The sequence below is a fragment of the Streptomyces sp. NPDC002935 genome (assembly GCF_040611295.1).
Taxonomy (GTDB): Bacteria; Actinomycetota; Actinomycetes; order Streptomycetales; family Streptomycetaceae; genus Streptomyces.
The window spans coordinates 285,084-308,762 of record NZ_JBEXNW010000007.1 but is presented as its reverse complement, the minus strand read 5'-3'; the positions used below and the strand labels follow the sequence as shown (position 1 = coordinate 308,762).

Below are 23,679 nucleotides of genomic sequence, written 5' to 3'. Positions count from 1 at the left end.
CTGCGTCGTGGGGTCGGCCCCCACGACGCAGGGGCGTCGGTCAGCCGCGCGTGAGTCGGAGCGTCACCAGCTCGAACGGGCGCAGCCGCAGGCTGATCCGGTCGCCGTCCCGCTCGGGCTCGGTCGCGTCGGCGAGCGGCCGCTCCAGCAGGTCCGTCACGGTGACCTCCCCGAGCGCGAACCCGGCCGTCAGCGTGGCCTTCGTACGGCCGCCGCGGGACTCGTGGAAGCGGACGACCACATCGCCGCTGCCGTCGTCGGCCAGTTTGACCGCCGTCACGACGACCGCGTCCTGGTCGACCGTGACCAGCGGCGCGACCTCCCGCGCGCCGGTCACCCGCCGCTCGGGCAGGTTGATCCGCCAGCCCTCGCGCACCGCGTCGCCGATGGCCGCGCCCGGCACCAGCGCGTGCCGGAAGCGGTGCAGTCCCTGGTCGGTCTCGGGGTCGGGGAAACGCGGGGCGCGCAGCAGCGAGACGCGCACGGTGGTGGTCGTCCCGGAGTCGCTGTCCCGCACGGTGCGGGTGATGTCGTGGCCGTACGTCGAGTCGTTGACCAGGGCGACGCCCCAGCCGGGTTCCTCGATGTGTACGAAGCGGTGGTTGCACGCCTCGAACTTGGCTGCCTCCCATGAGGTGTTGGTGTGGGTGGGCCGGTGGAAATGCCCGAACTGGGTCTCGGACGCGTACCGTTCGGCGTGCACGTCGAGCGGGAAGGCGAGCTTCAGGAACTTCTCGGTCTCGTGCCAGTCCACCTCGGTGTCGATGCCGAGGCACCGCTCCCCCGGGCTCAGCGACAGCACCTGGGTGACCCGCGACGCCCCGAACGACCGTACGATCCGGACGGACACGCCGTCCTCGGCGGGCACCATCTCGTCCACGTCGACCAGGTCGGTGACCGTGTTGCGGTAGAACTCGTCGACGTCCCAGGCGTCCCACATGTTCGGGAAGTCGGGGTGGATCTGGAGCAGGTTGGCGGCCCGGCCGGGCGCGATCGTCTCGCGCTCCGCTTCGCGGTCGTACGCCGAGACCACGAGCCCCCGCGCGTCGATCTCGACGCGCAGCAGGCCGTTGTCGAGGACGTGGCCGCCGCCGAGGCGCGGAGCGAGTCCCACCTCTCCGTCGACGCGCGGCACGGCGGCGCCGCCCGCCGGGACCCCGTCCCTGGTGTGCGGCGCCGAGTTGAACACGAGCGCCGTCGAGCCGTCCCCGGCCAGTGCGCGCTGGGCGGCGGCGATGACGGCGCCCAGCTCCTCGGCGACCCGTTCGTAGGTGCGGCGGGCCTCCCGGTGGACCCAGGCGATGGACGAACCGGGCAGGATGTCGTGGAACTGGTGGAGCAGAACCGTCTTCCACAGCCGGTCCAACTCCTCGTACGGGTAGGGGAATCCGGTCCGTACGGCGGCGGTCGCCGCCCAGAGTTCGGCCTCCCGCAGCAGGTGCTCGCTGCGCCGGTTGCCCTGTTTCGTCCTCGCCTGGCTGGTGAGCGTGGCGCGGTGCAGCTCCAGGTACAGCTCGCCGACCCACACGGGGGCGTCGGGGTATTCGGCCTCGGCCTTCTGGAAGAACTCCTCGGGGGTCTCCCACACCACGGTCGCGGAGCCTTCGAGGTCGCGCAGCCGGGCCGCCTTGGCGATCATCTCGCGGGTGGTGCCGCCGCCTCCGTCGCCCCAGCCGGTGGGGGCGAGGGAGTGCCGGGCGACGCCCTTGTCCTTGAAGTTGTTCGCCGCGTGGGCGATCTCGCTGCCCTTCATCGAGCAGTTGTAGGTGTCGACGGGCGGGAAGTGCGTGAAGATCCGGGTGCCGTCGATGCCTTCCCACCGGAAGGTGTGGTGGGGGAACTTGTTGGTCTGCGACCAGGAGATCTTCTGTGTCAGCAGCCACTTGGAGCCGGCCGCCTTGATGATCTGCGGGAGTCCGGCGGCGAAGCCGAAGGTGTCGGGCAGCCAGGCCTCGTCGTTCTCTACGCCGAACTCGTCGAGGAAGAACCGCTTGCCGTGCACGAACTGACGGGCCATCGCCTCCGAGCCGGGCATGTTGGTGTCCGACTCGACCCACATGCCTCCGGCGGGCACGAACCGCCCGTCGGCCACCGCCTTCTTCACCCGGGCCCAGACCTCGGGCCGGTGGTCCCGCACCCACGCCCATTGCTGGGCCTGGGACATGGCGAAGACGAAGTCGGGCTCGTCCTCGAGGAGCGCGGTCATGTTGGAGGTCGTGCGCGCCACCTTGCGGACGGTCTCGCGCAGCGGCCACAGCCACGCCGAGTCGATGTGCGCGTGCCCGACGGCGCTGATCCGGTGGGCCGACGGCACGGCGGGCGCCGCCAGGACGTCCCGGAGCCGCGAACGCGCCGCGTCCGCTGTGCTGTTGACGTCCTGGAGGTCCACCGCGTCCAGGGCTCGCTCCACCGCGCGCAGGAGGTCCCAGCGCCGCGCGGACTCCACCGGAAGCTCCGCCATCAGCTCGCCGAGGACCTCCAGGTCGTTGACGAGCTGCCACACCGTCTCGTCGAAGACGGCGAGGTCCATCCGCTCCAGTCGGTACTGCGGCTCGCTGCCCGCCGTCTCCTTGTCGCCCAACCGGGTGGGCAGGAAGGGGTGGTAGTCGAGGATCACCGGGTTGGAGGCGGCCTCGATGTGCAGGTGGACCCGCTCGCCGCCCTCGACCGGGGCGCCGATCCGCACCCACTGGTTGCGCGGGTTGAGGCCCTTCACGGGAGTGCCGTCGGGCCGGTAGACGAGGCCCTCGCACTGGAAGCCGGGCATGTTCTCGTCGAAGCCGAGGTCGAGCAGGGCCTCGACCGTCCGGCCGGCCCACGCCTCGGGAACGGTCCCGGTCACCCGGAACCAGCTGGTGCCCCACGGAGCACCCCAGCGCGCGCCCACCTCGATCGGTTCCGGCGCGGAGGCGAGCCCTTCGGCGACCGGGACGGGCTCGCCCGGCGCGTTCCACACCGCCACCTCCAGCGGTACGGACTCGGGATACACGGCCGGACGGATGCGTTCGTCCAGGACGCGCTTGAGGCGGGCCTCGACCAGGGTGCGGTCGTCATGCATATGAGTGCTCCGTGGGGTGAGGGGTGCGGGCTACCAGGTGTGGGTGGTCGTCGCGGGGGCGGAAACGGTGAACAGCTCCCCCACCGACCGCAGTTCGAACCGGGTGGCCGATTCGCCCTGCTCGGGGACGAGACCGCCGACGTAGACGGCGCGCTGGCAGGTTCCGCCGAGGAAGCGGCGGGTGCCGTCGGGGAGGATCCGGTACAGCTCGTAGTGGCGGGTGGCGCCCGCCGTCGCGTCGTCGTCCGGGCCGGGGGCGGCCTGCCAGGCGAGGCGCAGGTTGCCGCCCTCGGCGTCGGTGACCCGCAGGTCGGTGGGCGCGGCGGGGGTCTCGACCGCGTCCCGGACGGCGAGACCCCCGAGCCGCCAGCGCACCGGGGCTCCGGCGCCGGTCAGCCGGACGCCGAGGGCCCGTACGGTCCCCGACAGCCCGGTGAGCGGCACGGTCGAGGTCTCCCAGCCGTTGCCCGACGTCAGCGGGAAGTAGGTGTACGGGGGCGCCCCGCCGGCCGCGTCCGGGTCGGCCGTGGCGACGGCGAGTTCCAGGGACGCGTCGCCCGCGTCGGTGCGGTGGGTCAGCTCGACGACCGTGTCCGGGCCGAGCGGGAGCCGCGTCGCGTACAGGTCCAGGGTGGCCGGTGCGTCGAGGTCGCCGGAGACCAGGAGGCTGCTGCCGCCGCGCCAGGCGTCCGCGAAGTCGAAGGTGACCGAGGGTCGTCGGCCGGTGGTGCGAACGACCCAGCGGCGGGAGGGCAGCCGGTCCTGGAGGCCGAGGTGGTTCCAGGCGGCGCCGGAGGTCGCGGTGCCGTCCTCGTACCACTTCAGGCCGTGGCCGGTGTTGAAGACGCATCCGAACGGGAGGGAGGTGACGGTGGAGCGGTCGGCGACGGAGACGGCGGGCGCGCGCCACCGCGCCGTCGGGTCGGGTCGCGAGGGGTCGAGCGTCGCGCCGGTCCAGAACGCGTCGTCGGCGGCGTGGAAGTCGCCGGGTGTGCGGCTCGCGGGGAGGTGGTTGCGGGTCCACTCCGGCCGGTAGAAGCCGATGGAGGTGATGTGAGCCGTGCCGGCCGGCACGATGGCGTCCCAGTTCACGGAGGCGTTCGTGCCGTTCGCCTCGACGTCGACACCGGCCCACAACTCGTAGCGGTCGCGGCCGAGTTGCCGGGCGGTCGTCCCGGAGGAGGCGAGGCTGCTCCGGGACCAGCGGAAGTCGAGGAACAGGGAGTCGGCGGCCTGGAAGAACGTCTTGTTCTGGTTGTTCAGCGCCCCCTGCCAGCTCACCGTGCCGTTCACGGTCATCGCGTCGTACCAGGTGACGCGCTGCCCCTCGGCCGTGCCGAGCGCCTTCAGTTCGCGCAGGAAGCCGAGCATGTCCGTGGCGAGCGCGGCGTTCCCGCCGCCGGTCTCGGCGTTGACGAACCAGCCGTCGAAGCCGTACGCGGCGGCGACCGCGACGAGTCGCGCGGCGAGCGGGAAGTGCCCGGCGGAGTCCTTCTGCACCAGGTCGCGGGTCCACTGCAACTGGCCGCCGTAGGCGACGGGCGGCAGGAACACATTGCCGAGGACGGGGACGCCGTGGCGGTGGGCGGCGTCCACGATCGGCGCGTTGGGCGCGAGGATCAGTCCCTCGCCCGACGAGCCTCCCCAGAAGACGAGTTCGTCGATGTACGACCAGTGGGTGAGCGCGTAGTAGTCGGCGGTGCCCGAGCCCTGCGCGGGGTTGCCCGATGTCGGACCGAAGGAGACCAGGGACTGGACGCGGGCCTGGCCGGTGCGGGCCGTGGTGTTCGCGGGGACCGGGGTGAAGCGCGGGGCGAGCGGCACGGTGGCGGCGTTGAAGGCCAGGTCGGCGTCGCCGTCGGCGCTCCACGCCTTCAGGCTGCGCCAGGTGATGCCGGTGCCCGGGGTGCCCGAGGGCAGCGAGTCGGGGTACCAGTAGGAGGCGTACGGCTGGAGGTCGCGGGCGGCGGCCGTGGCCGTGCCCGGCAGGCCGGGGACGAGTCCCGCGGCGGCGCCGGCTCCGGCGAGCAGGACCGTTCGTCTGCTGAGGTTCACTGTGTGCTCCGTATCGTTGGGGGACGGACTACGGTGCTGGGGTCACGCGGTGGCCTGACCCGGTGTGACGACCTCGGTGATGCCGCGTGCGACGAGGTGTTCCTTGTCGGCGGCGCGGCTCGCGAGGACAGTGGTGGGACGGACCCCGTCGGCGGTGAGCCGGGCGAAGGCCTCGAAGACGGGGCCGCCCGGGGCGCAGACCGATCGGCCCGGCGCGGTGTCGACGACCAGGGCGGTGGTCCGCGCGGCGGGTGCGCCGGGGCGGCCCTGTCGGACGATCTTCGCGATGCTCTCCCCGGCGGGCTTGGTCTGCCGGTCGTTGGTCAACAGGCCGAGACCGTATTCGAGTTCGGGGAAGTCGGCGAGGTCGCGGCTGACGTCGTGCGAGCACCACCAGGTCACGCCCCACAGGTCCGGGCAGTCCAGGGCGTTCGCGATGGTCGCCTCGGTGAAGGCGGCCGCGTGCTCGGCGGGGATCAGCGGGGCCGGAGCGCCGACCTCCTGGAGCCAGACCGGCCGGTGCGGGTCGTCCGCCCAGGCCTTGGACAGTTCGATCAGGTAGGCGGCGTGGTGCTCGGTGGCGACGCCGGTACGGCCGTGACGCTGTGCCGTCCCGTTGAACACCCACGAGTGCACGGCGGTCATGGCGCCGAGCCGGGCGGAGTGCTCGGGCGTGAACGGCTGGTCGTCCTGGTACCAGGCGGCGTCGTAGGAGGCGTGCAGATGGGTCCTGCCCGGGGCGCCCTCCTCGCAGGCGGCCAGCAGGCGGCACAGCCACTCCTCGGCCTGGCCGGCCGTGATGCGGTCGGGGTCGGGGTGCGGTCCGGCCGCGAACTGGTTGACCTCGTTGCCGATCGTCATCCCGATGAAGTTCGGCCGGTCGGCGAGGGCTCCGGCCAGGGTCCGCAGGTACCTGGCCTCCGCCCCGACCACGTCCGGATCGGTGAAGATGTTCCGGCGGTGCCAGGTCTGTGTCCAGGCCGGCAGGAAGTCGAAGCTCGACAGGTGTCCTTGCAGACCGTCCACGTCGACGTCGAGGCCCCGCTCACCGGCCGCGTCGGCGAGCGCGACGAGCTGCTCGACGGCCCTCGGGCGGATCAGCGTCCGGTTGGGCTGGAAGTAGGGCCACAGCGGGAAGACCCGGATGTGGTCCAGGCCGAGCGCGGCGATGGAGTCGAGATCGGCGCGTACGGAGTCCAGGTCGAAGTCGAGCCAGTGGTGGAACCACCCGGCACTCGGGGTGTAGTTGACGCCGAAGCGCACGGCAGGAGGCATGCGGGATCCTCGCGAATCGGAAGTACGGGAGTGCGGAGGCGCGGAGTACAGGGGTGCCAAGTACGGAGGTGCCAAGTACGGAGGTGCGAAGTACGGAAGTGGGAAGTTCGGAGGTGCGAAGTTCGCAGGTGGGCGTCAGCCCTTCACGGCTCCCTCGCCCACACCGCGGAAGAAGTACCGCTGAAGACAGGCGAAGAGGGCGATCAGCGGCGCCACGGCGATGATCGTGCCCGCGGCGACGAGCCGTTCGTCGTTGGCGAAGGTGCCGTGCAGATAGTTGAGCCCGATGGTCAGGGTGAACTTCGACGGATCACTGAGCACGATGAGCGGCCACAGGAAGTCGTCCCAGGCGCCCATGAAGGCGAAGATCGCGACGACGGCGAGGGTGCCCTTCACCGAGGGCAGCGCGATCCGCAGGAACCGCTGCCAGACGTTGGCGCCGTCGACGAAGGCGGCCTCCTCGATCTCGTAGGGGAGGTTGAGGAAGGCGTTGCGCATCAGCAGCACGTTCATCGCCCCGATGCAGCCGGGCAGGACGACCCCGATGAGCGTGTTGTTCAGGCCGAGCTCCCGCATGGTCGTGAACTGCGCGATGATGATGCCTTCGACGGGCACCAGCATGGCGAGGACGAAGACCAGGGTGGCCACGCGTCGGCCCCGGTAGCGCAGCCGTGCCAGGGCGTAGCCCGCGAGTGCCGAGCCGACGCAGTTGATGACGACGTTGGCGCCGGCGACCTTGAGCGAGTTGAGGGCGTAGTCCCAGACCGGGATGGTGTCGGCGACCCGCCGGTAGTTGTGCAGGGTCGGGTGGCCGGGGAGGAATGTCGGCGGCGAACTGAAGATGTCCTCGGTCGGCCCCTTGAGCGAGGTGGACAGCTGCCACAGGAAGGGGCCGACGGTGAGGGCGAGGACGGCGACCAACAGCAGGTAGCGCAGGGCGAGTTCCCAGGCGCGGACACGGTGTCCGTGTTCGTCGGTGACACGGCGGCGGGGCGGGCGCTCCGCCGCCGGTCGCCGCTCGGCGGAACGCACCTTCTCCAGCACGCTCACGCTCCCTCCTTCCGGTCGGCGCGCAGCACGAGCAGCATGAGCGCGACGGTGACGACGAAGACGACGACCGAGATGGCGGACGCGTAGCCGACCCGGCCGGTCAGTCCGGTGCCGGTGCGCTGGACGAGCATGACGAGGGTGGTGTCCTCGCCCGCCGGACCGCCGTCCGGGCCCGCCATCAGGTACACCTCGGAGAACACCTTGAAGGCGGCGACCGAGGAGAGTGCGCCGACCAGCACCATGGTGGAGCGGACGGCGGGCACCGTGACCGTGAGGAAGCGGCGTACCGCGCCCGCGCCGTCGACCGACGCGGCCTCGTGCAGTTCGCGGGGCACATGGGCGAGCGCGGCCAGGTAAATGATCATGTAATAGCCGAGGCCCTTCCAGACCGTGACGGCCATGGCGCTGAGCAGGAGCAGCCACTGGTCGCTGAGGAAGCCGACCTTGCCGACCCCGATCGCCTCCAGCAGCGCGTTCACCACCCCGCGCTCGTCGAGGAGCCACACCCAGATGAGTCCGACCACGACGATCGAGGCGACGACCGGGGTGTAGAAGGCCGACCTGAAGAAGGTGATGCCGGGGATGTTCTTCTGGACGAGGAGTGCGAGCAGCAGCGGCAGCACGACGAGGGCGGGGACGACCCCGAGGACGTACAGCGTGCTGTTGCGCAGTCCGGTCCAGAACATCTCGTCGTGCAGCAGTTCCCGGAAGTTGGCCAGGCCCACGAACTCGCCGGGGATCAGGGTGCGGCGGTCGGTGAAGGCGTTGATCACCGTCGAGACGAACGGATACAGGATGAAGACGCCCACGACCAGGAGTCCTGGGGCGGCGAAGAGCCATGGGCTGGTGACCAGTTGACGTCGCACCCGGGTGACGGGCCGCCGCCCCCGGGCACCTTCTCCCCGCCCCCGGCCTCCGGGTGGCCGCCCGCGGGTGGGAGGCCGGGGTTCCCGCACGGTGCTGGAAGAGCTCGCCATGTCCGCTCAGCCCTGCTGCCGAAGGAGGGTGTCGCAGGCCTTGACAGCGTTGTCAAGAGCCGATTTGGGGCTCTCCTTGCCCTGGAGCGCCTTGGCCACCTCGTTGCGCAGCGCGGTCTTCATCTGCTCGCTGAACAGGACCGGCGTGTAATTGACCGCGTTCTTCAGCGACTTGGCGGCGGCGATCCGTACCCGCGTCACGTCGGTGCCGTCCTCGTCGGTGAAGTACGGGTCGTCCAGGGAGCCCGCGGTGCTCGGGAAGATCGCGACCTTCTTGGCGAAGGACATCTGGTTCCGCGCGTCGGTCACGAAGTGCGCGAAGGCGACCGCGGCCGGCGTGTGCTTGGTGCGTGAGTTGACCATCACGCCCATCACGTACATGTTCACCTTGCCGGTGCTGGTGATCTGGTCCGTGATGCCGATGTTCTTGTAGAGGTTCGGCGCCTGCTTCTTGAAGTTGCCGAGGTCCAGCGCGCTACCCGGGTTCATGGCGACGGCGCCGGTCAGGAACTTCTTGCCGGACGACTCCGGGGTGGCGGTCAGCGCCTGCGCGTCGAGCGCCTTGGCGTCGTACAACTCCTTGTACTCGGTGAGGAGTTCGACCCCCTTGGCGTCGTTGAAGGAGAACGCGGTGCCCTCCTTGTTCATCAGCTCGACGCCGTAGCGGCCGAAGTCCTCGACGGTGGGCACGTTGGCGAGGGTGGCGACCTTGCCGTCGCTCTTCGTCGCCAACCGGAGTGCGTCCGTGAAGAGTTCGTCATACGTCGTCGGCGGCTCGGCGGGGTCGAGGCCGGCCTTCGCGAAGAGCGACTTGTTGTAGAACAGCGGCCCGGTGTTGAGGTACCAGGGGAAGGCGTACGTGCCGGTCATGCCGGGGATCTGGTGGCTGGCCCAGGCGCCGTCCAGGTACTCCTTCTTGTACTGGGCGGCCGACTTGTCGAGGTCGAGGGCGAGACCCGCCTTGGCGAGCGGTGCGACGAGGTCGGGCGAGACGTTCACGACGTCGGGCAGGGTGCCGCCCGCCGCGTCCGCGCTGATCTTGTCGGCGTAGCCCTCGGCGGGCTGGTCGATCCACTTCACGTGGGTGCCGGGGTACTTCTTCTCGAAGTCGGCGATCACCCCCTCGAAGTACGGCTTGAAGTTGGCCCTCAGGTTCCAGGTCTGGAAGGTGATGTCGCCCTCGACCTTGCCGGAGGCGTCCGTCGATCCGCCACCGTCGTCACCGGAGCCGCAGGCGCTCAGCGGCAGGACGAGGGCGACGGCGGCGGCGACAAGTGCTCTGCGGGGTATGGGCACGGTGACACGGCTCCCTTGCTGCGTCGGCAGATGGTGGCGCCAGCGACCTTGCCCGGCGAGCTTCGGGGAAGTCAATGCATTCGTACCTACTAAAGGAATCCGCGCAACATTAGTACAGGTCAGAGCATCATCAACACGTACTTGCACAGGATCACTAATGCGCTTTAGGCTTCCACCACTCAAGCGCATTAGTGCGCGGCCTGGAGAAATTGAGGAGCCACGACGTGCCAGCCAGACGGTCCCCCGCGCGCCGGCCGACGATGAAGGACATCGCGCGGCGCGCCGGGGTCTCCGAGAGCGCGGTCTCCTTCGCGCTCAACGACCGGCCCGGGGTCTCCGAGGTCACCCGCGACCGGGTGCGCCGGGTCGCGGAACAGCTCGGCTGGCGGCCCAGTACGGCGGCGCGCCAGCTGTCCGGCGAAGGCGCGGCCACCGTCGGTCTGGTGGTGGCGCGCCCCGCCGACACCCTGGGTGTGGACTCGTTCTTCCTCCAGCTGATCTCGGGCATCCAGGAGGTGCTGGCGGAGCGTCATCTCGGGCTGCTCTTCCAGGTGGTCGAGGACGTGGACGCCGAGTGCGCGGTCTACCGGCGCTGGTGGGCCGAGCACCGCGTGGACGGTGTGCTGGTCGTCGACCCCCGCGTCGACGATCCGCGTCCGGGTCTCCTCGACGAGCTGGGGCTGCCCGCCGTGGTCATCGGCGGGGCGCCGGACGCCCGGCATCCCGGACTGTCCACGGTCTGGGCGGACGACGCGGGCGCGATGGCCGCGGTCGTCGACGAGCTGTACGCCCTGGGCCACCGCCGGATCGTGCACATCGCCGGCCTGCCGGGGCTCGCCCACACCGAGCGCCGCATCGTGACACTGCGGGCGGAGGCGGAGCGGCGGGGTCTGGCCGAGGTCCGCTCGGTGACCACGGACTACTCGGACGCCGAGGGCGCCGCGGTCACCCGCCGCGTACTGGAGGGCGCCGGCCCGCCGAGCGCCCTCGTCTACGACAACGACATGATGGCCCTCGCCGGTGTCGCCGCCGCGACGGAGCTGGGCTTCACCGTCCCGGGTGACGTGTCCGTCGTCGCCTGGGAGGACTCCCCGCTGTGCCGCATGGTCAGGCCGTGGCTGTCCGCGCTCTCCCGGGACACCGTCGAGTTCGGCCGCACGGCGGCCCAGGAACTGACCGCGCTCCTGGACGGCGGCCCGGCGCGGACTGTCCGGGTCCCGGTGCCACGGCTGATCGAACGGGAGAGCACCGGGCCGTACGGGGTGTGACGAAGGCTTTCATCGGGTGCCTGGTGGATCGCCGGTCCACCAAACGCCACTAATGGGGCACATGGCGCCGGTATTCGACCAAGCCATCGGATGACTTCCCGTGTCGCGCGGGCCGGTGCGGGGCATCGGCCGGCGCCCGTGTGAAAGTCCGGGACGAGCGGACCGCATGTCCGGGGCCGACGGCTCTCGACGCGGCGCCCCACCTCCGGGCAGAGTGCTCCTCGTAACTACTCGCCAGTACGACAGCAGTGAGGAGCGCCCGTGACCACCTGGGTCGGCCGGACCGCCACCGAGATCGCCGCAGCCGTACGCGAGAAGCGGGTCACGCCCCGCGAGGTGGTGGCCGAACACCTCGCGCGGATCGAACGGCACGACGGCCGCGTCGGCGCCTTCCGTACGGTCCGCGCCGCGGCCGCCCTCGCGGAGGCCGACGAGCTGGCGACGAGGGATCTGACCCAACTCCCCCTCGCGGGTGTGCCCGTGGCGGTCAAGGACAACCTCGCGGTGCGCGGCGAGTCGAACCGCAACGGCTCCGCAGCGACCCCGGACACGCCCGCCGGCGAGGACCACGTCACCGTGGCCCGGCTGCGTGCCGCGGGCGCCATCGTGGTGGGCCTGACGAACGTGCCCGAGCTGTGCGTCTTCGGCACCACGGAGGGCGTGCACGGCAACGCCCGCAACCCCTGGGACCTGACCCGCACGGCGGGCGGCTCCTCGGGCGGCAGCGCGGCGGCGGTCGCGGCCGCAATGGTGCCGATCGCGCTCGGCAACGACGGGATGGGCTCGCTGCGCATCCCCGCCGCCAACTGCGGCCTGGTCACCCTGAAGCCCGGCCATGGCGTGGTCCCCGCGGGGATCGGTCACGGCGACTGGTTCGGCATGTCGGAGAACGGCCCGCTCGCCACGACGGTCGAGGATGCCCGGCTGATGTTCTCCCTCCTCGCGGACATCGAGCCGGCACCGCCGGCGGAGCCCGTCACCCGCAGGATCGCCCTCTCGGTACGCAGCCCCCTGGCCGGCATCCACGTCACCCGGCCGTATACGAGCGCGGCCCGGGAGGCCGCCGCCCTGCTGGCCGAAGCCGGTCACCAGGTGCGGTCCGCGAACCCGCCGTACCCGCTCTGGCTGAGCACGACCTCGCTCGCGCACTGGACGGCGGGCACCGCGGTGGACGCCGAGGATCTCGACCCGCGCCGACTGGCCCGGCGCACCCGGGTGCACGCCACGGTCGGACGCCGTTTCGTGGCCGGGGTACGCAAGGGGACACGCCGCGAACAGTTGCGCGGCCGCCTGGCGCCGTTCTTCGCGGAGCACGACGTGCTGCTCACCCCGGCGCTCGCCCGGCGCAGTCCCGCCTCCGTCGACTGGCACAAGCGGGGCTGGCTGCGCAATGTTCTGGCCAACACCAACTACTCGCCGATGACTCCGCCGTGGAACCTCACCGGCTGGCCCGCGATGTCGGTCCCGTTCGGGACGCTGCCGAACGGCACCCCCTGCGCCGTCCAGCTCGTCGGCCTGCCCGGCTCCGAGGCGGCGCTGCTCGATGTGGCCGGGCAGTTGGAGGTTCTGCACCCGTGGCGGCGCACCGCTCCGCTCGGGTAGGACCGCCGTTCGGATCATGGCGCGAACGCGGGGTCCCGGTCCGGGGCTGAAGCCCAACTCGCCCACGGCGCGCGGCACATGACGTGCGGATCAGCCGACCGTGCGGGCGCGCTCACGGGCGTGCTCACGGACGTCCGGCACATTGCCGAGGATGGTGGAGGCGCGCGGAGCACGGGTCTCCCGGGCGGGGTCGATCCGGTGCCGGAAAGGCCGGAGCCGCGGCCGGTCGTCGGCCGCGGCTTCTCCGATCAGCATGGGCGCGGTTCCGGCACGCCCATGCCGTCAGCTGTCGCGATGGATCCTGGCGCCGGTCAGTCGACGCTGGGCAGGATGTGCGGTTCGGCGAGGTCGTCCTCGTAGCCCGCGAGGCGGATGGGGGCGGACCTGGCCCACACGTCCAGGCTGCCGAGCTTGGTGTCGGACCCACCGCCCGAGCGCTCCGTGTGTTCCTTGGGGCGCTGATCGCGATTCGTCTTCTCTGGTGTCACCGCGCACTCCTTATGTGTCGGGTAACCCTCGGGACATACGGCACGGTACGCGCCGTTCACCTGACGTCCGCTCGGGTCTGAGTCGAAGCAGTTAGGGACGCGGTGGCGCCGGTAACTCGTGTGAGAGCAGGCCGTGGTGACCGGCTTGTCCCGGGACGGACCGTGGGTGTGGGTGGAACCCAGTAAGGCTGCCCGTCGGCTACAGAGTACCCAAATGAGCGGACCCCTGCTCGATGGGGCTGAAAACTTGAGGTTACTGTCACACGTCATCCAGGACTCATCAGGCCCCGATCTGCGGCGATTTGAAACATGATGCCCTGTTCGCCACCACCCATTCGGCTCAATATCGCCCCTGGGCGGGCCATCGGGACCGGCCACGGGTATGCCTGAAGTCACTGCCGGCCGACGGACGTCGCGCGCATCCGCCAGGAAGGCGGCACGCAGTTCAGGTCCCGTTGGCCGGTTCGCAAGGAGGCCATGATCTGCTGGCGCCCGGCAACGGCTTTTCTCGCGGGAGGACTGACGCATGGAGCTGCGCAGCGTCGAGGAGCTGATGGATCTGCTGCACGCCTGCCGGGGCGCGTGGGACACCCCGGACTGCAGCGGCGACCCCGTAGACCTGCACGATCATGCGCTGCAGACCGCCGCGCTGCTGCGCCGCGGCCATCCCAGCGACAAGGAACTCCAGGTCGCGGGCCTGGTGCACGACATCGGGCATCTGCTCAGGCCGGGTGACGACGCCGGGCACGCCGACCACGCGGCCGACGCCGTACGGCCGCTGCTCGGCGAGCGGGTCTCCCGCCTCGTACGCCTGCATGTGGCGGCGAAGCGCTATCTGGCCACCACGTCGCCGGGCCGCGGCCTGTCCCCGCAGAGCGCGCTCACCCTGGACGCGCAGGGCGGCGTGATGGCCCCGCGCGAGCTGGCCGCGTTCGAGCACGACCCGCTGGCCGAGGACGCGGTGACCCTGCGGCAGGCGGACGACGCGGGCAAGGTGGTCGGCCTGCACGCCGGGGTCATGGAGGACTGGCGCACGGTGCTGGAGCTGGTGGCGGAACGACACGCGCGCCTCGGGGCCGTGGACTGACGGCAGCCGCGCCCCGGATCGCTCGCCCGCTCACCGACCTCCGCCGTCTCGCTCGCGAGGGCAGCCGATCAGGAGAGTCGCGCGGGAGAATCGCGCCACGGCGCTCGTCGTCGTGTCCTTCGGGTGCCTGCGGTCGCCGCCGAGGCCTGTCGGCTGACGGTCCGTCATGAGACGGTACGCGGATGATGTCGCCGTACGGGATCGAGGGCAGGGCCGCCATCGTCACCGGGGCCTCGCGCGGGATAGGCCTCGCCGTAGCCGAGGCGCTCGCCGGAGCGGGCGCACGGGTGTGCGTGACGGCGCGGGATCCGGACGCGGTACGGAGCGCCGCCGAACAGGTCGGCGGCATCGGGCTCGCGGGTTCCGTCGCCGACGCGGCGCATCTGACGGAGCTGACCGCGCTGACGCTCCGCACGTTCGGGCGCGTCGACATCGTGGTCAACAACGCGGCGACCAACCAGCCCTACGGCCCCCTCATGGACGCCGACCCGGAGCGCTGGCGCGACGCGTTCACCGTCAACGTCGAGGCGCCACTGCGGCTGGTGCAGTGCGCCTGGCGGGCCTGGATGGGCGAGCACGGCGGGGCCGTGGTGAACGTCTGCACGGAGGGCGCGGGACACGTCGGGCCGCGGGTCGGCGCGTACGGCACCAGCAAGGCCGCCCTGCTCCATCTGACCCGGCAGCTGGCCGGGGAGCTGGCCCCGAAGGTGCGGGTCAACTCGGTCTCCCCCGGTCTCGTCCGCACTGAGATGGCCCGCTTCGTGTGGGAGGACTCCGAGGACGAGCTGGGCGCCGGGCTCCCGCTCGGCCGCATCGGGCGGCCCGAGGACGTCGCCCGCGCCGTGACCTGGCTGGCGTCCGACGCGGCGGAGTGGATCACCGGTGCCGACCTGCTGGTCGACGGGGGAACGCGGGTGCGGGCGGCGTACGCGGGCTCCCCCGCCCACGCCGTCCACGAACGCCTCCGGACACGGACACCCGACGGCTGACCGCCTCCCCGCAACCCCGGTCCTCGTCACCACTTGCCGGGCGCGTAGTCCTTCATGAAGACGCCGTACAGGTCCTCGCCCTGTTCACCGCGAACGATCGGGTCGTACACACGGGCCGCTCCGTCGACCAGGTCGAGCGGGGCGTGGAAGCCGGCGTCGGCGAGGCGCAGCTTGTCGTAGTGCGGGCGCTCGTCGGTGATCCAGCCGGTGTCGACCGAGGTCATCAGGATGCCGTCGGTCTCGAACATCTCCTGGGCGCTGGTGCGCGTCACCATGTTGATGGCGGCCTTGGCCGCGTTCGTGTTCGGGTGGCCCGCGCCCTTGTAGCCGCGGCTGAACACGCCCTCCATCGCCGAGACGTTGACGACGTACGCGCGCTTGGCGGGCGCCTTGCTCGCGGCCTCGGCCATCAGCGTCCGCAACTTGCTGATCAGGATGAACGGCGCGGTGTAGTTGCACAGCTGGGTCTCGAGCAGCTCCACCGGGGAGATCTGCTCGATGGTCTGCACCCAGGTGTTGCTGTCGACGACGTCGGGGACCAGGCCGCCCGCGTCGATGGCCGTGCCGTCACGGTGCCGGACCACACTGGCGTTGCCGGCGACGAGGGCGAGGTCGGCCACCTTCTGGGCGTCCAGTCCGCTGACGCCGACGGGCAGCGCGGTCAGACCGTCGACCGCGCCGGAGTTGAAGGCTCCGATGACGTCGTGGGCGGGCAGTTCACCGGCCGGCAGCGGGGCGCTCTCGCCCTCGACGAGCGCGGCGTAGGCGGAGGGCAGCCGGCGCACGGTCTGTGTCGCGTTGTTGATCAGGATGTCGAGCGGGCCCTGCTCGGCGACCCGGTCGGCCAGGGCCACGGCCTGGGCCGGGTCGCGCAGGTCGATGCCGACGACCTCCAGGCGGTGCATCCAGTCCGCCGAGTCGTCCATGGCCTTGAAGCGGCGGATGGCGTCCTTCGGGAAGCGGGTGGTGATGGTGGTGTGGGCACCGTCACGCAGCAGGCGCAGCGCGATGTACATGCCGATCTTGGCGCGGCCGCCGGTGAGCAGCGCCCGCTTGCCGGTGAGGTCGGCGCGGGCGTCGCGGCGGGAGCGGTTCAGGGCGGCGCAGTCCTGGCAGAGCTGGTGGTAGAAGTAGTCGACCTCGACGTACCGCGCCTTGCAGGTGTAGCAGGAGCGCGGGCGCTGGAGTATCCCCGCGATCTTGCCCTCCTCCGTCACCGACGACGGCAGGAGGCCCTCGGTCTCGTCGTCGATGCGCTGGGCGGAGCCGGTCGCGGTGGACTCGGTGACCTGCTTGTCGTGGGCCGTCTTGGCGGCGCGGCGCTCCTGGCGGCGGCGCTGCTTCACCGTCCGGTAGACGCCCGCGGTGGCGCGGCGCACGGCGATGGCGTCGGGGTGGTCGACGTCGATCTTCTCGAGTTCGTCGAGCACGCTGAGGCAGACGGCCAGCCGCTCGGGGTCGATACCGGGACCGAACGCGACGGCCGCCACATCTGTCGTGTCCACGGCGGGGGTCGCCCGGCCGTCCTCTGTCACCGTCATCGCTGCCGTTCCTCGGGTTGTGCGCCGCGTTCGAAACCGCGCTCGCTTTCGAAGGCGGAATTTTACGGACCAATCGCGCGCGGCACCAAACCCGTGGTGATCATGGCGTGCAGGCGATGATCAGCGCGCGCACCTCCTCGGTCAGGGAACAGGCCAGCAGATCGAGGTCCGGCACGGCTTCCGCGTCGGCCACGAGCCCGTAGTGAACGCTTCCCCGGTAGGTCGAGACGGCCACCGCGAGGGCCTGGCCGCGGGCCAGCGGGGCGAACGGATAGACCTCGGTGAGCGGGCAGCCGCCGAGCTTCAGGCCGAGGCTGGGCAGGGGCACGCTGGTGACGAGGATGTCGAACAGCAGCCGGGCGGCCTGGCCCACGACCGGGCCGCCGAGCCGGTGCCCGAGCGGTGGAACGTGGTCGGCGAGCAGGGCGACGGCGCCCGCGCCCCGGTTGGGTCCCGCGTCCTTGTTCCGGTCCATGGCCGTCCGCACGGCACGCAGCCGGCCGAGCGGGTCCGGGTCGTCGACGGGAAGCCGTATCAGGTAGCCGGAGAGCCGGTTGCCCTGAGGGTGCGCGGTACGCGGGCGGCGCCTGGAGACGGGGATCAGGGCGCGCGGGGAGACCCCCTCGCTGCCGTCACCGCGTTCGTCGAGCCAGCGGCGCAGGGCGCCCGCGACGACGGCGATCAGGACGTCGTTGACGGTGCCGCCGACGGTCTTGCGGACGACGTGCACCTCGTCGAGGTCGATGATCACACCGGCGGTGCGCCGGGTGCCGGTGGGCTCGGAGGTGAGGGCGGGCGAGGACTGCACGCCGAGTGTGGCGCGGGCCACCGAGGTGCCGATGTCGAGGGCGCGGCCCACGTCGGAGAGGGTGCCGCGGACGAGGCCGGGCAGCTTGCGGACGTCCGGGAAGAGCCCGCGGGGCGGCTCAGCGGGGCGCGGGCGGGGCTCCGGCAGGTCCATCGGGTCCATGATGGCGGCGGCGAGCATCAGCGCCCTGAGCCCGTCGGCGAGGGCGTGGTGGAACTTGAAGAGCACCGCGAAGGACACGCCGTCCTCGCCGGGCAGCACATGCGCCTCCCACGGTGGGCGGCCGCGCTCCAGCGGGCGCTCCATCAACCGGCCGGCCTCGGCGTGGAAGTCGGCGGTCGGGGCGTGCAGCAGGACGTGGTCCAGCGGCTCGAAGTCGGGTGCGGGCTCGCGGGCCGCACTGCCGAAGGCGAGGGGTGCCAGCGGCTGCCACACGTCACGGATCCTCATGCGCAGCCCGGGGACGGCGGCGGCGCGGGCCGCGAGCAGGTCGGCCGCGTGGGCGCCGGCGGTGGGCGAGTGCGCGGCGAAGACGCCGAGGGCTCCGAGATGCATCGGATGCCGGTCGGACTCGATGTTCCAGAAGGCCAGGTCGAGTGGTGCGAGGAGGTCGGAGATCAAAGGCTTGCTCTCGCGTCGACGACGGGTGAACTTGCAGTCAAACCCGGACTGGTGATTACGGTCAAGTACGATCAAGTTACGCACAGTTAACAGCGGATTAAGTCCCGCCCCTCGGAGGAGGGACGGGACTCGCTCAGCTCAGGACACGCCGGGTGTCATTTCAGGACCGGGGGCGCCGCCGAGGCCGCCGTTCCCCACTCGGACGGCTCCGAGCCGACCGTGAATTCGAGGGAGCGGACACCCCGCAGCGTGCCAGTCGTCAGATACGTACGGTCGTACGACGATCCGTCCACGCGGGCCGACTGGATGTACCGGTCGGTGTCCGAGGTGCCCGGCGTCGTCACCGTCAGGGCGCGCAGCGGGTAGTAGCGCCGGTCGAGCGTGAGGTCGACCCGCTCGAACACGGGCGTGGACAGGCCCCAGGTGTCGTAGCCGGGCTGCACCGGGAAGATCCCGATGGACGACAGGACGTTCCAGGCGGACATCGTGCCGAGGTCGTCGTTGCCGGTCATCCCGGTCGGCGCGTCCGTGAACAGGGTCAGCGCCGCGTGCACGACGTCGGTCGTCTTCCACGGCTGGCCGGTCGAGAGGTAGGTGTACGGGGCGATCAGGTCGGGTTCGTTCTGCGGGTTGTACTTGTCCGCGTTGTAGTAGGCGTACGGGCCGTTGACCCACACCTCGCGGGCGGTCTTCACGGGGTCCTTCAGCAACTGCCCGTAGGCGAAGAACGAGTCGAGCCGGTCGTTCGCCGCCTGCTTGCCGCCGATCAGATCGACCATGCCCGGCAGGTCCTGCGGCACGAGCCACTGGTACTGCCAGGACGTGCCCTCGTGGAAGCCCTCGCTCAGGGCCGGGTCCGCGGGTCCGGTGAAGGCTCCGGAGGCGTCCCGCGCGCGGAAGAAGCCGGTCGAAGGGTCGTGGATCGCGCGGTAGTTCTGGGACCGCGCCAGATAGCGCGCGGCGTCCGCGTCGTGGCCCAGATCCCGGGCCATCGCGCCGAGCATGGCGTCCGACAGAGCGTACTCCAGGGTGGTGGACGCGCCGTGGTCGTAGTCCGAGTCGCCGGGCTTCGCGTGCGGGCGGCCCTTGACGTACGGCGCGAAGCCGTTCGCGATGTACTCCCTGTTCGCCTCGCGCCCCACCGCCGGAGAGTCTGCGGGCGGCACGCCGTCGGCGTTCTTCTTCAGCGCGCGGTAGGCGCGCTCGGCGTACCCGCCGGCCCCCTTGAGCAGCCCCTGCTGGTAGGCGTTGGTGAGGAACGGGGTGACCGGGTCGCCGGTCATGATGTTCGTCTCGACCGTGCCGTAGCCCCATTTGGGCAGCCAGCCGCTCTCCTCGTCGATCCTGATCACGGAGATCGCCATGTCACGCGCCTCGCGCGGCGCGAGCAGGGCCAGCAGCTGCGACTGGGTGCGGTAGGTGTCCCACAGCGACCAGTTCTGGTAGTACGTGAAGCCCTTCGTGCGGTGGATCCGCCGGTCCCAGCCGGTGTAGCGGCCGTCGGCGTCGCTGCCGATGTTGGGCGCGAGGAAGGACCGGTAGAGCGACGAGTAGAACGTACGGCGCAGGGTGTCGGTGCCGCCCTTCGCGCGTACGTCGTCGAGCCGGTCCTCCCAGGCGCGGTGCGCGGCGCCGCGGACCGCGTCGAAGGAACGGCCGCCCTCGGAGCGGAGGTTGACGGCCGCGCCGCGGGCATCCACGTACGAGAGCGCGGTGGTCGCCTCGACCGTACGGTCCTTGGTGGTGTCGAAGCGCACGAAGGCGCCGGAGCGTCCGGTGGCGCCGGCCGTCTCCTGGGAGCCCTCGGTGACGGTGTCGCCGTTCCAGGTGCCCGAGGTGGTGAACGGGCGGTCGAAGCGGGTGATCGTGTAGACCGTGTACGGCTTCGTGCCCTGGCAGAAGCCACTGCCGGTGATCGCCGTACGGACGGTCCGGCTGTCCAGGATCTCGACCTTCGTCGCCACCGTCCTGTGCAGCGACTGGCCCGCGTTCAGCAGCACGTTGGCCTTGTCGGTGGCCGGGAAGGTGTAGCGCTGCACGCCGGTGCGCGCGGTGGCCGTCAGTTCGGCCTCGATCCCGGTCTTCAGGCCGACCTTGTAGAAGCCGGGGTGCGCCTCCTCGGTGTCGTGGCCGAACTCGGCCTCGTACTTCGCGTAGTCGGTCTGCGTGACGTCCCCGGTGGTGGGCAGCACGGGCAGGTCGCCGCCGAGACCACAGCCGACGCCCGAGAGGTGGACGAGGGAGAAGCCGCGGATGTGGTTCTGGGAGTGGTCGTAGCCGGTGTTGTGGCCGGTGTCCGGCGAGAACTGCACCATGCCGAAGGGCACGGCGGCGCCGGGATAGGTGTTGCCCTCGTTCTCCGTTCCGATGAACGGGTTGACCAGATCGGTGAGTTGGCCGTCGCGCGGCTCGGCGGCCTGTGCAGTGGGCAGGGCGAACAGCGCGGACGCTGTCACCAGCCCGGCCGTGCACAGGCGCAGGCGCCGGGTCCATCTCATGCGGGAGACCTCCGGTGGGTGATCGACATCGTTGTCCTCATGCATGGTCGGGGCGGGGGGCCGGCTTTCCGGGCAACCGGCGGGGATCCCGCGGGACGCGTCGCGTCCGGGCATGACGCGTCCCGGACCGACCCAGCGATGACATCGTTGTCAGAGCTGTACAACGTTGTCATCGACGGCATTTGGCATGACAACACGCGCCCCCGCCCCCTGTCCAGGGACATGACAAACGGCCCCGGCGTGCCGGGCTCGGTGAGCCCGGTGTCCGGGGCCGTTGTCCAGGCACGGCGACCGGAGCCCTCGGGCCGTCGCCCGAGGACGGCGGCCGGGGCCCAGGGCGTCCGATGCGGCTAGGACCTGTCCGGTCGGTCACGGTGGAGGATGGCAACGGTGCCTGGTCGGTGCCGGTGAGCGGGGTGTGGTGCGTGCAGCTGCAAGGCGGAGGAGGGAGGCGACGCGATGGGGGTCCCCCCAATCGAGCGGAGCCGAGAGCGGGGGAGTCGTCGACCGACGACAACGCGGCTGGGGGTCCCCCCTGCTCGAAGAGCTTGGGGGAGTGCGTGCCACACCCCGCGTCTCCGCCGTGATCGACCGGACAGGTCCTAGGGCACGCGCTGGCCTTTGCCCAGGGCTATCACGCCGCCCTTCGAGACCGTGTAGAGGTCGGAGTCACGCTCCGGATTGACGCCGATCGTCGCGCCCGGGGGTACCTCGACGTTCTTGTCGAGCACCGCGCCGCGCACCACGGCACCCCGCCCTATCTTGACGTTGTCGTGCAGGATCGAGCCCTGCACCACCGCTCCCGGGTCGACGAGCACACCCGGCGACAGCACCGACCGCGTGACCTGCCCCCGGATCAGGCACCCCGCGCTGATGATGGACTCGCTCGCGATGCCCCCGGCGTTGAAGCGTGCCGGCGAGAGCTGCCCGGAGCTCGTGTAGATGGGCCAGCTGCGGTTGAACAGGTTGAAGGCGGGACGCTCGGCGATCAGATCCATGTGGGCGTCGTAGTAGGCGTCGAGGGTTCCCACGTCACGCCAGTAGCCCTGGTCGCGGGTGGTCTCGCCGGGCACGTGGTTGTCGCTGAAGTCGTAGAGCTGCGCCTCGCCCCGGCCGGTGAGCGCGGGGAGGATAGAACCGCCCATGTCGTGCACGGAGTGCCCGTCCTCGGCGTCCCGCTGGAGCGCCTCGATCAGCGCCTTGGTGGTGAAGATGTAGTTGCCCATCGAGGCGAACACGCACTCCGGGTCGTCGTCGAGGCCCGGCGGGTCGGCGGGCTTCTCCAGGAAGCCCCGCACGCTCTGGCCGTCGGAACCGGGACTGATGACGCCGAAGGACGACGACTCGGCGCGCGGCACCCGTATTCCGGCCACGGTCACACCCGCGCCGCCCTCGATGTGCTGGGCGAGCATCTGCCGGGGGTCCATCCGGTAGACGTGGTCGGCGCCGAACACCGCTACGTACTCGGGCTGTTCGTCGTGGATCAGGTTGAGCGACTGGAGGATCGCGTCCGCGCTGCCCAGATACCAGCGGGGCCCGAGACGCTGCTGGGCCGGGACCGGCGTCACATAGTTGCCGAGCAGGCTCGACATCCGCCAGGTGGTGGTGACGTGCCGGTCCAGCGAGTGCGACTTGTACTGCGTGAGCACGCAGATGCGCAGGATGTCGGCGTTGACGAGATTGGAGAGGACGAAGTCCACGAGGCGGTACGTGCCGCCGAAGGTCACCGCGGGTTTCGCCCGGTCCGCCGTGAGCGGCATCAGCCGCTTGCCCTCACCGCCCGCCAGTACGATTCCCAGAACCGAAGGTCCTCCGCGCCGCATGCCGCCGCCCCTCTACGCCCGGTCGGGCCAAGCCCGGCCGCCCGGACCCGCCCCATGTTCTGAAGTTCGCCTGTCCGATGGTTACCCCGCTTTGAGGACTTCCTCGTACAACTGGACGGTCCTTCGGGCCACCGCGTCCCAGCCGAACTCCCCCACCGCGCGCCGCCGTCCGGCCTCGCCCATGCGACGGGCCGTGTCGGGCTCGGCGAGCACGGAGTCCAGGGCCGCCGCCAGACCGGCCTCGAAGTCGCCCTGGAGCGGCACCAGAAGGCCGGTCTCGCCGTCCTCGACCACCTCGGGAATGCCGCCGACGCGCGAGGCCACCACCGCCGTCCCGCAGGCCATCGCCTCCAGGTTGACGATGCCGAGCGGCTCGTACACCGAGGGACAGACGAACACGGCGGCGTGCGTGAGGAGTTGGATGACCTCCGGACGGGGCAGCATCTGCGGGATCCAGTGCACGCCGTCGCGCACACCGCTCAGTTCCCGGTACAGCTCGCGGAACTCCCGGTCGATCTCAGGGGTGTCGGGGGCACCCGCGCACAGCACCACCTGCGCGGCCGGGTCGATGTCCCGTACCGCGCGCAGGAGATGGGGCACGCCCTTCTGCCGGGTGATGCGGCCGACGAACAGGATGTACGGGCGGCCGGTGTCCAGGCCGATCCGCTCCAGGACGTCGGTGCCGGGGTCGGGCCGGTAGAGCGCGGTGTCGATGCCGTTGTGCACGACCCGCACCTTGGCCGGGTCCAGCGCCGGGTAGCAGCCGAGAATGTCCTCGCGCATGGCCCCGGAGACGGCGATCACGGCGTCCGCGGCCTCGATGGCGGTGCGCTCGGCCCAGCTCGACAGGGCGTAGCCGCCGCCGAGCTGCTCGGCCTTCCAGGGGCGCAGCGGTTCGAGGGAGTGGGCGGTCACCACATGCGGGATGCCGTGCAGGAGCTTTCCGAAGTGCCCCGCGAGGTTGGCGTACCAGGTGTGGGAGTGGACGAGTTCGCGGCCTTCGAGGGCGGCGGCGATGGAGAGGTCCACGGAGAAGGTGCGGAGCGCGTCGTTGGCGCCGTCGAGTGCGGTCCAGGGCCGGTGACGGACGACTCCGCCGGCGCCGCCCTCGCCCCAGCAGTGCACGTCGAGTTCGGTGAGCGCCCGCAACTCCCGTGCAAGGAACTCGACATGGACGCCCGCACCGCCGTACACATCCGGCGGGTACTCCCGGGTCAGCAGTCCCACGCGCACACAGAACCCC

Annotated in this window: 17 protein-coding genes; 4 read left to right on the top strand and 13 right to left on the bottom strand. The window is 71.1% G+C overall.

Features of this window, described 5'->3' with window-relative positions; all coding sequences use genetic code 11:
• Positions 1-40: 40 nt before the first annotated feature.
• The 6 genes from ABZX90_RS12475 to ABZX90_RS12450 form a co-directional block, all read right to left on the bottom strand.
• Positions 41-3,058, bottom strand: a complete 3,018-nt coding sequence (locus ABZX90_RS12475) for a glycoside hydrolase family 38 C-terminal domain-containing protein (protein WP_355204101.1) — start codon at positions 3,056-3,058, stop codon at positions 41-43.
• Positions 3,059-3,088: 30 nt separating this feature from the next.
• Positions 3,089-5,113, bottom strand: a complete 2,025-nt coding sequence (locus ABZX90_RS12470; RefSeq protein ID WP_355204098.1) for an endo-beta-N-acetylglucosaminidase — start codon at positions 5,111-5,113, stop codon at positions 3,089-3,091.
• Between the two features lie 42 nt (positions 5,114-5,155).
• Positions 5,156-6,388, bottom strand: coding sequence for a glycosyl hydrolase (locus ABZX90_RS12465; RefSeq protein ID WP_355204095.1), 1,233 nt, complete (start codon positions 6,386-6,388; stop codon positions 5,156-5,158).
• Between the two features lie 135 nt (positions 6,389-6,523).
• Positions 6,524-7,438, bottom strand: coding sequence for a carbohydrate ABC transporter permease (locus tag ABZX90_RS12460; RefSeq protein WP_355204092.1), 915 nt, complete (start codon positions 7,436-7,438; stop codon positions 6,524-6,526).
• Positions 7,435-8,415, bottom strand: a complete 981-nt coding sequence (locus tag ABZX90_RS12455) for a sugar ABC transporter permease (RefSeq protein WP_355204089.1) — start codon at positions 8,413-8,415, stop codon at positions 7,435-7,437. The genes ABZX90_RS12460 and ABZX90_RS12455 overlap by 4 nt, the downstream gene beginning before the upstream one ends.
• A gap of 6 nt (positions 8,416-8,421) precedes the next feature.
• Complete coding sequence (locus ABZX90_RS12450; protein ID WP_355204086.1) at positions 8,422-9,711, bottom strand: sugar ABC transporter substrate-binding protein; 1,290 nt, start codon at positions 9,709-9,711, stop codon at positions 8,422-8,424.
• 224 nt (positions 9,712-9,935) lie between these two features.
• On the opposite strand from ABZX90_RS12450, the gene ABZX90_RS12445 reads away from it, so the two are divergent.
• Both ABZX90_RS12445 and ABZX90_RS12440 read left to right on the top strand, forming a co-directional pair.
• Complete coding sequence (locus ABZX90_RS12445) at positions 9,936-10,979, top strand: LacI family DNA-binding transcriptional regulator (protein WP_355204083.1); 1,044 nt, start codon at positions 9,936-9,938, stop codon at positions 10,977-10,979.
• Positions 10,980-11,240: 261 nt separating this feature from the next.
• Complete coding sequence (locus ABZX90_RS12440; RefSeq protein WP_351120010.1) at positions 11,241-12,581, top strand: amidase; 1,341 nt, start codon at positions 11,241-11,243, stop codon at positions 12,579-12,581.
• 90 nt (positions 12,582-12,671) lie between these two features.
• Here ABZX90_RS12440 and ABZX90_RS12435 read toward each other — a convergent pair whose 3' ends face one another.
• Together ABZX90_RS12435 and ABZX90_RS12430 are read right to left on the bottom strand one after the other, a co-directional pair.
• Complete coding sequence (locus ABZX90_RS12435; protein ID WP_355204080.1) at positions 12,672-12,836, bottom strand: hypothetical protein; 165 nt, start codon at positions 12,834-12,836, stop codon at positions 12,672-12,674.
• 56 nt (positions 12,837-12,892) lie between these two features.
• On the bottom strand, positions 12,893-13,069 hold the full coding sequence (locus ABZX90_RS12430) for a hypothetical protein (RefSeq protein WP_351120008.1): 177 nt from the start codon (positions 13,067-13,069) through the stop codon (positions 12,893-12,895).
• A 526-nt stretch (positions 13,070-13,595) separates the two neighbouring features.
• On the opposite strand from ABZX90_RS12430, the gene ABZX90_RS12425 reads away from it, so the two are divergent.
• Both ABZX90_RS12425 and ABZX90_RS12420 read left to right on the top strand, forming a co-directional pair.
• A complete protein-coding gene (locus ABZX90_RS12425) occupies positions 13,596-14,156 on the top strand; it encodes an inositol oxygenase family protein (RefSeq protein WP_355204077.1) in 561 nt (186 codons plus the stop codon).
• Positions 14,157-14,338: 182 nt separating this feature from the next.
• Positions 14,339-15,145 (top strand): SDR family oxidoreductase, encoded by an 807-nt coding sequence (locus ABZX90_RS12420; protein WP_355204074.1) that lies wholly within the window; start codon positions 14,339-14,341, stop codon positions 15,143-15,145.
• A 26-nt stretch (positions 15,146-15,171) separates the two neighbouring features.
• On the opposite strand, the gene ABZX90_RS12415 is transcribed toward ABZX90_RS12420, so the two are convergent.
• From ABZX90_RS12415 to glgA, 5 genes are all read right to left on the bottom strand, one after another.
• Positions 15,172-16,686, bottom strand: a complete 1,515-nt coding sequence (locus ABZX90_RS12415; protein ID WP_351120003.1) for an SDR family NAD(P)-dependent oxidoreductase — start codon at positions 16,684-16,686, stop codon at positions 15,172-15,174.
• A gap of 100 nt (positions 16,687-16,786) precedes the next feature.
• The gene (locus ABZX90_RS12410; protein ID WP_355204071.1) at positions 16,787-18,115 is read right to left on the bottom strand and encodes a wax ester/triacylglycerol synthase family O-acyltransferase; all 1,329 of its coding nucleotides are present in this window, start codon (positions 18,113-18,115) and stop codon (positions 16,787-16,789) included.
• A gap of 155 nt (positions 18,116-18,270) precedes the next feature.
• Positions 18,271-20,613 (bottom strand): GH92 family glycosyl hydrolase, encoded by a 2,343-nt coding sequence (locus tag ABZX90_RS12405; RefSeq protein ID WP_355204068.1) that lies wholly within the window; start codon positions 20,611-20,613, stop codon positions 18,271-18,273.
• Between the two features lie 602 nt (positions 20,614-21,215).
• Positions 21,216-22,436, bottom strand: a complete 1,221-nt coding sequence (gene glgC, locus ABZX90_RS12400) for a glucose-1-phosphate adenylyltransferase (RefSeq protein ID WP_351119997.1) — start codon at positions 22,434-22,436, stop codon at positions 21,216-21,218.
• A gap of 81 nt (positions 22,437-22,517) precedes the next feature.
• Positions 22,518-23,669 carry a glycogen synthase gene (glgA, locus tag ABZX90_RS12395; protein WP_351119995.1) on the bottom strand — a complete coding sequence of 384 codons (1,152 nt, stop codon included), beginning with the start codon at positions 23,667-23,669 and terminating at the stop codon, positions 22,518-22,520.
• Positions 23,670-23,679: the final 10 nt, after the last annotated feature.

Excerpts from the sequence above, each read along its gene's own strand:
- ABZX90_RS12435 (WP_355204080.1), bottom strand. The coding sequence starts at position 12,836 with ATGCTGATCGGAGAAGCCGCGGCCGACGACCGGCCGCGGCTCCGGCCT.
- ABZX90_RS12455 (WP_355204089.1), bottom strand. The coding sequence starts at position 8,415 with ATGGCGAGCTCTTCCAGCACCGTGCGGGAACCCCGGCCTCCCACCCGC.
- ABZX90_RS12405 (WP_355204068.1), bottom strand. The coding sequence starts at position 20,613 with ATGAGATGGACCCGGCGCCTGCGCCTGTGCACGGCCGGGCTGGTGACA.
- ABZX90_RS12415 (WP_351120003.1), bottom strand. The coding sequence starts at position 16,686 with ATGACGGTGACAGAGGACGGCCGGGCGACCCCCGCCGTGGACACGACA.
- ABZX90_RS12425 (WP_355204077.1), top strand. The coding sequence starts at position 13,596 with ATGGAGCTGCGCAGCGTCGAGGAGCTGATGGATCTGCTGCACGCCTGC.
- ABZX90_RS12475 (WP_355204101.1), bottom strand. The coding sequence starts at position 3,058 with ATGCATGACGACCGCACCCTGGTCGAGGCCCGCCTCAAGCGCGTCCTG.
- ABZX90_RS12420 (WP_355204074.1), top strand. The coding sequence starts at position 14,339 with ATGATGTCGCCGTACGGGATCGAGGGCAGGGCCGCCATCGTCACCGGG.
- glgC (WP_351119997.1), bottom strand. The coding sequence starts at position 22,436 with ATGCGGCGCGGAGGACCTTCGGTTCTGGGAATCGTACTGGCGGGCGGT.
- ABZX90_RS12465 (WP_355204095.1), bottom strand. The coding sequence starts at position 6,388 with ATGCCTCCTGCCGTGCGCTTCGGCGTCAACTACACCCCGAGTGCCGGG.